This is a genomic window from Streptomyces anulatus, from assembly GCF_014650675.1.
Lineage (GTDB): Bacteria > Actinomycetota > Actinomycetes > Streptomycetales > Streptomycetaceae > Streptomyces > Streptomyces anulatus.
Map to the genome: position 1 here is coordinate 52,965 of NZ_BMVK01000015.1, position 12,327 is coordinate 65,291.

The 12,327-nt window shown below is 73.3% G+C and carries 8 protein-coding genes; 6 read left to right on the forward strand and 2 right to left on the reverse strand.

From position 1 onward, the window contains the following. Positions 1-148: 148 nt before the first annotated feature. Entirely contained in the window at positions 149-3,847 is a 3,699-nt protein-coding gene (locus tag IE272_RS29275) for an FHA domain-containing protein (protein ID WP_190008842.1), read from the reverse strand. A gap of 497 nt (positions 3,848-4,344) precedes the next feature. Here IE272_RS29275 and IE272_RS29280 point away from each other — a divergent pair, with 497 nt between their 5' ends. The 4 genes from IE272_RS29280 (at position 4,345) to IE272_RS29295 (ending at position 9,990) form a co-directional block, all read left to right on the forward strand. Further along, positions 4,345-6,042 (forward strand): serine/threonine-protein kinase, encoded by a 1,698-nt coding sequence (locus IE272_RS29280; RefSeq protein WP_190008844.1) that lies wholly within the window; start codon positions 4,345-4,347, stop codon positions 6,040-6,042. Between the two features lie 190 nt (positions 6,043-6,232). Further along, entirely contained in the window at positions 6,233-7,480 is a 1,248-nt protein-coding gene (locus IE272_RS29285; protein ID WP_050359624.1) for a serine/threonine-protein kinase, read from the forward strand. A gap of 146 nt (positions 7,481-7,626) precedes the next feature. Beyond that, positions 7,627-8,733, forward strand: coding sequence for a peptide chain release factor 2 (prfB, locus tag IE272_RS29290; protein ID WP_007448315.1), 1,107 nt, complete (start codon positions 7,627-7,629; stop codon positions 8,731-8,733). A gap of 330 nt (positions 8,734-9,063) precedes the next feature. After that, entirely contained in the window at positions 9,064-9,990 is a 927-nt protein-coding gene (locus IE272_RS29295) for an LPXTG cell wall anchor domain-containing protein (RefSeq protein WP_190008846.1), read from the forward strand. Positions 9,991-10,193: 203 nt separating this feature from the next. Here IE272_RS29295 and IE272_RS29300 read toward each other — a convergent pair whose 3' ends face one another. Next, positions 10,194-10,394, reverse strand: a complete 201-nt coding sequence (locus tag IE272_RS29300) for a hypothetical protein (RefSeq protein ID WP_003968786.1) — start codon at positions 10,392-10,394, stop codon at positions 10,194-10,196. Positions 10,395-10,653: 259 nt separating this feature from the next. On the opposite strand from IE272_RS29300, the gene ftsE reads away from it, so the two are divergent. Continuing rightward, the gene (gene ftsE, locus IE272_RS29305; protein WP_003968787.1) at positions 10,654-11,343 is read left to right on the forward strand and encodes a cell division ATP-binding protein FtsE; all 690 of its coding nucleotides are present in this window, start codon (positions 10,654-10,656) and stop codon (positions 11,341-11,343) included. A 54-nt stretch (positions 11,344-11,397) separates the two neighbouring features. Beyond that, positions 11,398-12,315 carry a permease-like cell division protein FtsX gene (gene ftsX, locus IE272_RS29310; RefSeq protein ID WP_050359626.1) on the forward strand — a complete coding sequence of 306 codons (918 nt, stop codon included), beginning with the start codon at positions 11,398-11,400 and terminating at the stop codon, positions 12,313-12,315. Positions 12,316-12,327: the final 12 nt, after the last annotated feature.

Here is a 12,327-nt window from a genome sequence, read left to right on the forward strand (position 1 = left end):
CGTGCGCACAGTCCTACGCCCGGCACACGGGCCCCGCAATACCGCCGGAGGCCCCAACAGAGCGATCGTGATCGCCTCGTGACGTCATGTCAGGGCATGTCGGAAGCCTGCCCGGGCAGGGGTAGGGGCGGGTCGTCCGCCGGCCGCGTCAGGCCGGGAACGGCACCAGCGCCGGCAGCCGCTCGGCGTTCACCGAACGGGCCGCGCGCTCCAGCGCACTGGCGAGCAGCGCCAGGTCGGTCGGCCCGTTGCCCAGCTCCCGGACCGGACGCCGGGTCGGCGGATCGCCCATCCGCTCCCACTCCAGCGGAACGACGGTGGGCCGCAGCGTCGCCGTACGCGGGATGCGGCCGGTGACCCGGCCTCCCTGGAACGGCGTCACCCGGCCGTCCGGATGCCCCAGCCTGCCCCGGCCGGGGGCCGGCTCGTCCGGGGACGGCGGCAGCACCGGGGCGTCCAGCACGATGCGCAGCCGGGCGCCACGGGCCAGCTCGGTGTCCTCGGTGCGGTCCGGGCGCGCGGAGGTGGCGACCAGGTGCACCCCGAGCCGCCCGCCGTCCCGGGCCACGGCCTCCAGCGCCCGCACCACGGAACCGGCGGCGGGCCGGCCGGGACTGCCGAGCGCCGGGGCGACCAGCGCGTCGAAGTCGTCGGCGAGGACGACGAGGCGGGGCAGCGGCGACGGGCCCGGGGCCCCGGACCGGGGCACGGGGCGCAGCCGCAGGGTGCCGCTGGCCGGGGAGTCCAGATCGCCCCGCCGCTCGGCGCCGCTCGGCGGCCGCTGGCCCACGATGCGGGGCGGGGCCTCCTGCTGGGCGTGCCGCTCGTGCCAGGCGGCGAAGTCCAGGTCGCCGAGCAGCTCGGCACGCCGCTTCAACTCGCCGCCCAGGGCCTGCGCGAACTCCCGCATCCGGACCGGGTCGCACGCCACGAGGTGCGTGAAGACATGCGGAAGCTCCGTACAGGGGAGCAGGCCCTCGCCGCGTTCTCCCTGCTCGCCGCCGGAGCCGTCGACGAGCAGGATGCCGAGCCGGTCGGGCCGGGCCGCGGAGGCGAGCGAGGCGGCGACGGCCCGGAGCAGTTCGGTACGGCCGCTGCCCGGCGGCCCCTCGATCAGCAGGTGCGGACCCTCGTCGGCGAGATCGACGCTGAGGGGGCCCCGGGGTCCCGCCCCGAGCACGAGGACCGGCCGGCCGGTGTGGGCGCCGGCCGGGGGCGTGGGCCCACCGGAGGCGGCGGTGTCGCCCCGGCCCCCGGACCCGGTCCCGGAGCCCTGCCCCGGTCCGGAACGCCGGGAGCCCAGATAGGGCGTGCGCCCGGAGTCGTGGGTGTCCAGCGGCGGGTAGGGCGGCCGGTCGGGGTCGGAGCTGTGGCCCCGGTACGGCGTGCGCCCGGAGTCGCGGGCGTCCAGCGGTGGATACGGTGTGCGGTCCGGGTCGGGGGCGCCCGCGGCCGGGTACGGCGTGCGGCCGGAGTCGCGGTGGGAGGAGGCGGCGGTGCGCTGCGGGCCGACGCGCGGGCCCGCGCTGAGGGTGCGCCCGGAATTGGCGCTGTCCAGCTCGGAGCGGGCCGGGGCGGCCGCCGTCCGGGGCGCCGACGCGCCGGGCTGGGCCTCCGCCGTGGACGCCCAGCGGGCCATCAGCGAGGCCGGTGTGGCCCGGGCCAGGCCCAGTTCGTCCAGCAGCCGCGCGGACGGCGGCAGCGCCGCGGTCGTCGGGCGGCCCGCCAGCGCGGCCGAACCCTCCTCACGCAGGGGCGCGAGCGACCGCCCGAACCGCTCGGCCCAGGCCGCCGACACCGCGTCCACCGCGGCCACCGTCCCGTGCCCCGCGGCCTGCCCGCCCGCCGTGCGCAACAGGCGCAGCGCCGTGGCGACGTCCCCGCTCAGCATCGCGACGGCCCCGCACTCCCGGAAGGCGATGGACGCCCGGCAGGCGGCCTCGTACGTCGCGGCCACCGGGGAGGTGGGGGAGGAGGCCGGGGTCTCGGCCAGACAGATCAGATGGATCCCGGCCGCCGCGCCCGCCCCGGCCAGCCGCGCCGTGGTCTCGCGCAGCATCGCCGTACCGGGGTCGCCGTCCAGGACGACCACCGTGTGCGGACCCGTGTGCTCGCGGGCCGCCTCGGCCACCGAGGCCCGGTCCAGATGCGGCCAGCCGGGTCCGAGGGGGCCCTCGTCGAGGCGGCGCACCAGCTCGGCCGTACGGGCGGCCGCCTGCTCGCGGTCGTACGCGAGGAGTAGCCGGCAGTCCTGCCCGTGCGTCGGGCGCAGATGCGGCAGCCACCCCAGCCAGGACCACTCGCGCCGCCGCTCCTCCAGCGGGCGGGAGCGGTCCGTGCTGATGAGGACGATCTCCAGGTCGAACGGGGAGTGCAGCGCGGCGAGCTGCGCCACCGTCGCGCGGGCCAGCCCCGCCAGCCGGGCGCGCGGACCGGCGAGCCCCAGCGAACCGGCCTCCTGCAGCCCCACGGTCACCGGCACGCCGGGCACCTCGGCCCGGTCGGTCGTGCCGAGCCGCACCACCAGCGCCTCCGGGTGCCCCGGGTGGCGCTCCCAGAGCCGGGGCCCGGGGCCGAGCGCGGTCAGCAGCACGGCGGCCGGATCCGGCCAGGTGCCCTCGGGGGCGGAGGGCAGCGCGGAGAAGGGGGAGCCGGGGGAGGCCGGGGAGGCGAGGTGTCCGGCCCCCGACGGGCCGCCGGACGGATCGTGGGAGCCGCCCGGGAACCCGTGGGACCCCGCGACCGAGCCGTACGCGCCGGACCCGGGCGCCGATGATCCGGGCGCCGCCGGGCCGCCCGGACCGTCCGTGCGGGCGGCGTACGCGTCGCCCCGCTTGCCCGCCCCGGTCTCCGGGCCCGCCGTCTGCTCGCCCTTCGCGCCGCCCTTGAGCCGCCTCGCCCAGGCTCCTATGCCGCGCCGGGGGGCCGGGGCGTCGGCGAACTCCTCGCCGCGGGCGTGGGCGGCGTGTCCCGGATACGCGCCCGGCCCGGCCTCGGCGTGCTCCGGCCAGGAGGGCTCGTCGGGGGAGGAGCCCCCGGCTCCGGAGCCGCCGTAGGGCCCTGGGGGCGCCGTGGAACCGGCGGAAGCGGGGAACGGGGACGCCGCTGCGCCGTAGCCGTGGCCCTGGCCGCCGTGGTCGGGGGTGTGCGCGGAGAGAGGCGCACCGGTGCCGTGGCCCGGGGCGGCGGAGCCCGTCTCGGCGCGGGTCACCCGCAGGTGTCCCTCGCCGTCCGGGGCGGTCGGCAGCGTCACCGGGCGGGAGCCCGCCGTGAGCCGGAGGGCGGACTCGCCGAGCCGCAGCAGCGCGCCGGGGGCGAGGCGGACCGGCCGCTCGCGCACCTCGACGCCGTCCAGGGAGGTGCCGTTCGTCGAACCGAGGTCGGCGACCGAGACCCGGCCGTCGTCGGAGACCGTCACCGCGCAGTGCAGCCGGGAGACGTCCGGGTCGTCGAGCGGGACGTCGGCGTCGGCGGAGCGGCCGATCCGGATCTGCCCGCCGTGCAGCAGGTGGACGCCGCCCGCGTCAGGGCCCGCCACCACGTGGAGCTGGGCCGGAACGGCGTCGTCCGTCGCCTCGTCGTCGCCGGGGACCTGGAGCGAGAGGACCGCGCCGTCCACCAGGGGCGGTTCGCCCAGCGCGATGCGGTGCCCGTCCAGCCGCTCCCGTCCGGCGAAGAACACGATCGCCCCGCCGCCCTGGGAGCTCTCGGGCCCCGACACGGCGGCGGCCAGCTGGGAGGCGACGGCGGCCAGCGCGGTCCCGGCGGGGGCGGTGACGAGCACGTCGCAGGTGCGCGCCAGGGTCTGGCCGCTGCGCGGCGCGAGGACGGTCAGCCGGATCTGCATCGCCGTCAGCGGTCCCTTCTGCGCGGGGGTGCCCGGCAGGGGAAACGCCCTGTGATTCCCCCCACCCGGCACGGACACGTCGTCCGTACAGGTCGTCACGCACCGCGAGACTCCGACCTCGCAGATCCGTGCTGGAGGCATCCTCGCACCTGCCACTGACAACACGCCCGGCGGTCACCTTTAAATGATCTTGAATGGTCGGCTGTGGGCGCAAAAGTGCCTGCTTGCGTCCGGATCCCGCCGCTCGGAGGGGTTTCCCGGCAGTTACCTGCCAGATGCCGGACGGGATTCCGCTTCCGTGGCCGAACGTCTGACCTGCCTGTGATCAGCTGTGCGGCAACCCTCCGCCCGGTCCGCGCGTCTTCCTCCGAAACGTGAGCCCCCGGTGCCCCGTTCGGCGGCACTACAGTGGGCCGGAACATTCGGGCGGGCCCAGGAGGCGAGCAAGACACCCCCTGGGGGACCGCAAGCACCACGATCAGCAGGGAGCGCATGACGTGCGGCCGGTAGGCAGCAAGTACCTGCTCGAGGAGCCGCTCGGACGCGGCGCCACGGGCACCGTCTGGCGAGCCCGCCAGCGGGAGACCGCGGGCGCCGAGGCAGCCGTCGCGGGTCAGCCCGGCGAGACCGTGGCCATCAAGGTCCTCAAGGAGGAGCTGGCCAACGACGCCGATGTCGTGATGCGGTTCCTGCGGGAGCGCTCCGTCCTGCTGAGGCTCACGCACCCCAACATCGTGCGCACCCGGGACCTCGTCGTCGAGGGCGATCTCCTCGCCCTGGTGATGGACCTGATCGACGGCCCCGACCTGCACCGCTACCTCCGCGAGAACGGCCCGCTCACCCCGGTCGCCGCTTCCCTGCTCACCGCGCAGATCGCGGACGCGCTCGCCGCCAGCCACGCCGACGGCGTCGTCCACCGCGACCTCAAGCCGGCCAACGTGCTGCTCGACGAGCGCGACGGCCAGATGCACCCGATGCTCACCGACTTCGGCATCGCGCGCCTGGCCGACTCCCCGGGCCTGACCCGGACCCACGAGTTCGTCGGCACGCCCGCCTACGTGGCGCCGGAGTCCGCCGAGGGCCGCCCGCAGACCTCCGCCGTCGACATCTACGGCGCGGGCATCCTGCTGTACGAGCTGGTCACCGGCCGTCCGCCGTTCGCCGGGGGCACCGCCCTCGAAGTCCTGCACCGGCACCTCAGCGAGGAGCCCCGCCGCCCCTCCACCGTCCCGGCCCCGCTGTGGACGGTCATAGAGCGCTGCCTGAGCAAGGACCCGGACAGGCGGCCCAGCGCCGAGAACCTGGCCCGCGGCCTGCGTACGGTCGCCTCGGGCATCGGCGTCCACGCGAACTCCGCCCAGATCGCCGCCGCCGACGGGGTGGGCGCCCTGCTCGCCCCCGACCCGGCGCCCACGGCCGTCCCGGAGACCCCCGGAGCGGCCGACCCCACGCAGGTGCTGCCGAACAACGCGGGCTCCTTCGACCCCGCGGCGGCCACCAGCGTGCTCCCGCAGACCGGACCCGGGGGGCAGGGCGGCCCCGGCGGCCACGCCGACCCGACGTCCGTCATGCCGCCCGTGCCGCAGCGCCCCGACGGGCCGCCGCAGCCGGACGGCCCGCACCCCTGGCAGTCGCAGCTCCAGGCGGCCCGCGACCGCAACGAGCAGACCCAGGTCCAGTACCTCGACCCGAGCCAGGACCCGCTGCGCCGCCGCCCCCAGCGCCAGCAGCCACCGCAGCAGCAGCACCAGCAGCAGCCGCCCCAGCGCCGCCAGCCGCCTCCGCAGCACCAGCAGTACCCGCCGCAACACCAGCAGCAGCAACACCAGCAGCAGCATCAGCCGCAGCGCTACCAGCAGCCGCAGCAGCCCCAGCGGCAGCAGTACGCGCCCCCGCAGCCGCAGCAGCCCCAGCCGCCGGCCCAGCGCCCGCCGCGCGAGCCGCGTCCGCCGAGGCAGCGCGGCGCCAACCCGATGCGCATCCCCGGACTCGGCTGCCTCAAGGGCTGCCTGTTCACCGTGGTGCTCCTGATCGTCGCCGGCTGGCTCGTCTGGGAGCTGACCCCGCTCCAGGACTGGGTCGCCCAGGGCAAGGGCTACTGGGAAGCGATCGGCGACGCGATCGGCACCGTCACCGACTGGATCTCCAAGGTCGGCGAGAGCACCGACAGCACAGGCGGTTCGGGCGGGGCCTGACCCGTAATGGGGCCTGATCCGTAACGGTCGAGCGGCGGCGCCCGGACCGTAACCCTGTCCCTTTGTCGACTTCTCCGGGCCTATTTGGCCCGGAGAAGTGAAGGTCGGTGCCATCCAGGGCACGTGACACCCCGAACGCCGCGTAACTTTGTCGACCGGGGGTCCACCGCCAGCCGCTGAGGGAGCAGTCTTGGCACGGAATATCGGCAGCCGGTACACGGCCCACCAGATCCTGGGGCGCGGCAGCGCCGGCACGGTATGGCTCGGCGAAGGGCCCGAGGGCCCGGTCGCCATCAAGCTGCTCCGTGAGGACCTCGCGTCCGACCAGGAGCTCGTGGGCCGCTTCGTGCAGGAGCGCACCGCCCTGCTCGGACTCGACCACCCGCACGTGGTCGCCGTCCGGGACCTCGTCGTGGACGGCAACGACCTGGCCCTGGTCATGACCCTCGTACGCGGCACCGACCTGCGCACCCGCCTGGACCGCGAGCGCCGCCTCGCCCCCGAGGCCGCCGTCGCGATCATCGCGGACGTCGCCGACGGGCTGGCCGCCGCGCACAAGGCCCAGGTCGTCCACCGGGACGTCAAGCCGGAGAACATCCTGCTCGACATGGAGGGCCCGCTCGGCCCCGGCGGAGCGCACCCCGCCCTGCTCACCGACTTCGGCGTCGCCAAGCTGATCGACACCCCGCGCCGCACCAAGGCCACGAAGATCATCGGTACGCCGGACTATCTGGCCCCCGAGATCGTCGAGGGCCTCCCGCCGCGCGCCGCCGTCGACATCTACGCCTTGGCGACCGTGCTCTACGAGCTGCTCGCCGGATTCACGCCCTTCGGCGGCGGCCACCCCGGCGCGGTCCTGCGGCGGCACGTCACCGAGACCGTCGTCCCGCTCCCCGGCATCCCCGAGGAGCTCTGGCAGCTCCTCGTCCAGTGCCTGGCCAAGGCTCCCGCCTCCCGGCTGCGCGCCTCGGAGCTCGCCGTACGGCTGCGCGACCTGCTGCCCCTGCTGGCGGGGATACCCCCGCTGGAGGTGGACGAGCCGGGCCCGGAGGAGAGCGACCAGGAGCCCGCCGCCTACGACGAGCAGCAGTACACCCCGGCCGCCGAGGAGCCGCGCCGCCGAGGGGCGGTCCCGCTGGTGCCCGGCTCCGCTCCCGACTCCAACCGGGACACCCATACGAGCATGCGCGTCCCCGCCCCGGACGAGCTGGCGGGCGGCCCGCTCGGGACGGCCCGCGCCCCCCGCGCCCCGGGCAGGCCCCGGCCCGGCTCCGCCCGGAACAAGGCGGCGGCCGTCCGCAAGCGCCGCATCACCCTCGGTGTCGCCGCCCTCGCCCTCTGTGCGCTGGTCGCGGTCGGCGGCTGGCTGGCCACCGGCGACGGCGACGGGGGCCCGGCGCCCCAGGACAGCGAGAACTCGGCCCCGGCGACCCCGTAGGCCGGCCCCGGCGACCCCCGCGGCGGGCGTTCGGACGCCCCTCGCACCCCCCGGCAGAGCCTTCGGGAGCCCTTGCCCCGCCCCGGACCGGCATCCGGTTTCCGGGCGAGGGCAAGCTTCTTCCGCCCAGCCGTTACGCTGGACCCGTGGCAGTCGTCGATATTTCCGAAGAGCTGAAGTCCCTCTCCTCGACCATGGGGTCGATCGAGGCCGTCCTGGACCTGGATGCGCTGAGGGCGGACATCGCCGCGCTCGAGGAGCAGGCTGCGGCGCCGTCCCTGTGGGACGACCCGGAGGCGGCCCAGAAGATCACCAGCAAGCTTTCCCACCTCCAGGCCGAGGTCCGCAAGGCCGAGACCCTGCGTGGCCGCATCGACGACCTCGAAGTCCTCTTCGAGCTCGCCGCGGACGAGGGCGACGCCGACGCCCAGGCGGAGGCCGAGACCGAGCTGGAGTCGGTGAAGAAGGCGCTGGACGAGATGGAGGTCCGCACGCTCCTCTCCGGCGAGTACGACGCGCGCGAGGCCCTGGTGACCATCCGGGCCGAGGCCGGCGGCGTCGACGCCGCCGACTTCGCGGAGAAGCTCCAGCGCATGTACATCCGCTGGGCCGAGCGGCACAACTACAAGACCGAGGTCTACGAGACCGCGTACGCGGAAGAGGCCGGCATCAAGTCGACCACCTTCGCCGTCCAGGTCCCGTACGCCTACGGCACGCTCTCCGTCGAGCAGGGCACCCACCGCCTGGTCCGCATCTCGCCCTTCGACAACCAGGGCCGCCGCCAGACGTCCTTCGCGGGCGTCGAGGTGCTCCCGGTCGTCGAGCAGACCGACCACATCGAGATCGACGAGTCCGAGCTGCGCGTGGACGTGTACCGCTCCTCGGGCCCCGGCGGACAGGGCGTCAACACCACGGACTCCGCGGTCCGGCTGACCCACCTGCCCACCGGCATCGTCGTCTCCTGCCAGAACGAGCGCTCGCAGATCCAGAACAAGGCGTCCGCGATGAACGTCCTCCAGGCGAAGCTCCTCGAGCGCCGCCGCCAGGAGGAGCAGGCGAAGATGAACGCGCTCAAGGGCGACGGCGGCAACTCCTGGGGCAACCAGATGCGTTCGTACGTCCTGCACCCGTACCAGATGGTCAAGGACCTGCGTACGGAGTTCGAGATGGGCAACCCCGAAGCGGTCTTCAACGGCGAGATCGACGGTTTCGTCGAAGCGGGCATCCGCTGGCGCAAGCAGAGCGAGAAGTAGCTTCGGCGGTACGGAGATTGGGCCCGGACAGGTGACTGTCCGGGCCTTCCTCCGTTGCGGAGGACCTGTGCCCGATGCGTCACAGTCCGGCTTCCGAATAGCCGTCAAGAACCCCCATACCGGTGCCTAGTGCACGGAACGGCCTTGACGTAATCCTTAACTCTGGCCAGGGTGCTAGAGCAGCATGCGTATGTCTGGGACGGGTGTGAACCGGGGGGCTGGCGGGGTGACCACGACACGACGTGGCCTTGCCGAGAGCGATTCCCCGCAGGGCCGCGGCCCGCATATGGCTGCTCCAATGACGAGATCGGCTACTGGGGGTAGCAACACATGACGAAGAAGACGCGAATCCGCGTCGCGCGGATCGCCGCTGGTGCGGTTATCGCCGCGGGTGCCTCGCTGACCGCGGCCGGTGCGGCGCAGGCGCTGAACGGTCCGGAAGAGACCCAGATCACCACCCAGGACGAGACCGAGGACGGTCTCATCGGCGGCCTCATCGAGGGCACCACCGAGGGTGGCGACCCGGGCGGCGTCGACGCGGGCGCCGACGGCGGTGCTGCTGATGGCGGTGCCGACGGTGGCGTTGACGGCGGTGCCGATGGCGGTGCTGACGGCGGTGCCGATGGTGGCGTCGACGGCGGTGCTGACGGTGGCGTCGATGGCGGTGCTGATGGCGGCGTTGACGGCGGTGCCGATGGTGGCGTCGATGGCGGTGCTGATGGCGGTGCTGACGGTGGCGTCGATGGCGGTGCCGACGGCGGTGCTGACGGTGGCGTTGACGGCGGTGCCGATGGCGGTGCTGACGGCGGCGTCGACGGCGGCTCCGGTAACAACGGTGGCTCGGGCAACAACGGCGGCTCCGGCAACAACGGTGGCTCGGGCAACAACGGTGGCTCCGGTAACAACGGTGGTTCCGGTAACAACGGCGGCTCGGGCAACAACGGTGGCACCACCACCGGCGGCGGCGACCAGGGTGGCTCCACCACCTCCGGCGGCTCCACCGGCGGCGGTTCCACCACCGGTGGCGACGACGCCGGCTGCACCGTCGACCTCGACGGCGCCGAGTGCACCGACAACACCGACACCGACAGCGTCGGCAACAAGCCGGTCGAGCAGAGCAAGGGCAAGGAAGAGCTCGCCGAGACCGGTGCGGCCGAGACGACCTTCCTGGTCATCGGCGCCGCGACGATGATCGCGGGCGGCATCGGCTTCCGTATCCTGCCCCGCCTGGTCGGCGGCGGCCGCACGGTCGCCTAGGTCCCCAGCGGACCGTACCGACGCGTAGCGGGCGCACACCAAGCCTCTGCGCGGCACGGCACAGCATGAAGAAGGGCCCGGGTGGGCGTACGACGCCTCCCGGGCCCTTCTGCGCGTCCGAACCGCTCAGGCGGCCGTACGCGTACGTCTGTCAGCCCCGACGGGGCGGTGAGGGGCGGCCCCGGAGGGCCGTGCGGGCCGGATCAGGCCGCTTGGTGCGCCAGCAGCGCGAGCGCGGTCAGCAGCACCACCATCAGGGCGATCAGCATCGCCGGGCTCATCCCGGCCAGCGGGCCCTGGCCCTGCTCCTCCAGCATCTGCTGCCGCACGGCACGGCAGACGCGGCAGCGGCCCTCGCTGACGGGGGACGCGCAGTTCGCGCACACCAGTCGGTCATAGGTCATGCGCATTCCTCCTCCCGCGCGGCGGAGCCGCTTGCTGCTTTCTCTCCGCACAACGCTCACGGAAACGCAACCGTTCCCCCCACCACTGTGCCAGCTCGCGACGATTTCGGCGCGGCCCGCCGGACAAGGTCCGGCACGACCCGTTTCGTTCCAGGGGGTGATCCGCCATAAAACGCCCATTGCCGGACGCCGCCTGCACGCGTGAGCCCGGTTCGCGTATGGTCACGCTCACCTACTCCCGGCCGACCGTGGTGCATCCGTGATCCGATTCGACAACGTCTCCAAGACCTACCCGAAGCAGACCCGACCGGCTCTGCGCGATGTCTCGTTGGACATCGAGAAGGGTGAGTTCGTCTTCCTGGTGGGGTCCTCCGGCTCCGGCAAGTCGACCTTCATGCGACTGATCCTGCGCGAGGAGCGCGCCAGCACGGGCATGGTCCATGTGCTCGGCAAGGATCTCGCGCGGCTGTCCAACTGGAAGGTGCCGCAGATGCGCCGCCAGCTGGGGACGGTCTTCCAGGACTTCCGCCTGCTGCCCAACAAGACGGTCGCGGAGAACGTGGCCTTCGCGCAGGAGGTCATCGGCAAGCCCCGCGGCGAGATCCGCAAGGCCGTGCCCCAGGTCCTCGACCTCGTCGGCCTCGGCGGCAAGGAGGAGCGGATGCCCGGTGAGCTCTCCGGCGGTGAGCAGCAGCGCGTGGCCATCGCCCGCGCCTTCGTGAACCGCCCCATGCTGCTGATCGCGGACGAGCCGACCGGCAACCTCGACCCGCAGACCTCGGTGGGCATCATGAAGCTGCTGGACCGGATCAACCGGACCGGCACCACCGTGATCATGGCGACCCACGACCAGAACATCGTCGACCAGATGCGCAAGCGCGTCATCGAGCTCGAGCAGGGCCGTCTCGTACGCGACCAGGCACGCGGCGTCTACGGCTACCAGCACTGACCGAGGGGCTCCGGCCCTTCGTGCATTTCGAGCATCGAGTACTGAAAGGACGCCATGCGCGCCCAGTTCGTCCTGTCGGAGATCGGCGTCGGTCTCCGCCGCAACCTCACGATGACCTTCGCGGTCGTGGTCTCCGTCGCCCTCTCGCTCGCCCTGTTCGGCGGTGCGCTGCTGATGCGCGAGCAGGTCAGCACGATGAAGGACTACTGGTACGACAAGGTCAACGTCTCGATCTTCCTCTGCAACAAGAACGACGCCAAGGACATGCCCAAGTGCGCCAAGGGGGCTGTCACCAAGGAGCAGAAGGACCAGATCAAGGTCGACCTGGAGAAGATGGACGCCGTCGAGACGGTCCACTTCGAGACGGTCGACGAGGCGTACAAGCACTACCAGGAGCAGTTCGGCGACTCCCCGATGGCGGGCAACATCACGCCCGACCAGATGCAGGAGTCCTTCCGGGTCAAGCTGGACGACCCGCAGAAGTACAAGGTCGTCGCGACGGCCTTCGCCGGGCGTGACGGGGTGCAGTCCGTCCAGGACCAGCGGTCCATCCTGGACCAGCTCTTCGAGCTGATGAACGGCATGAACGCCGTCGCGGTCTACGTGATGATCCTGATGCTGGTGATCGCGCTGATCCTGATCGTCAACACCGTGCGGGTATCCGCGTTCAGCCGGAGACGAGAAACGGGCATCATGCGCCTCGTCGGAGCCTCCGGCTTCTACATCCAGGCCCCCTTCATCATGGAGGCGGCCGTCGCCGGCCTGATCGGCGGCGTGCTGGCCTGCGCCATGCTGCTCGGCGGACGCTACTTCCTGATCGACGGCGGCCTCGCGCTCCAGGAGAAGCTCAACCTGATCAACTTCATCGGCTGGGACGCGGTCCTCACCAAGCTCCCGCTGGTGCTCGCGATCGGTCTGCTGATGCCCGCCATCGCCGCTCTGTTCGCGCTGCGCAAGTACCTGAAGGTGTGACATGTGCCCCCT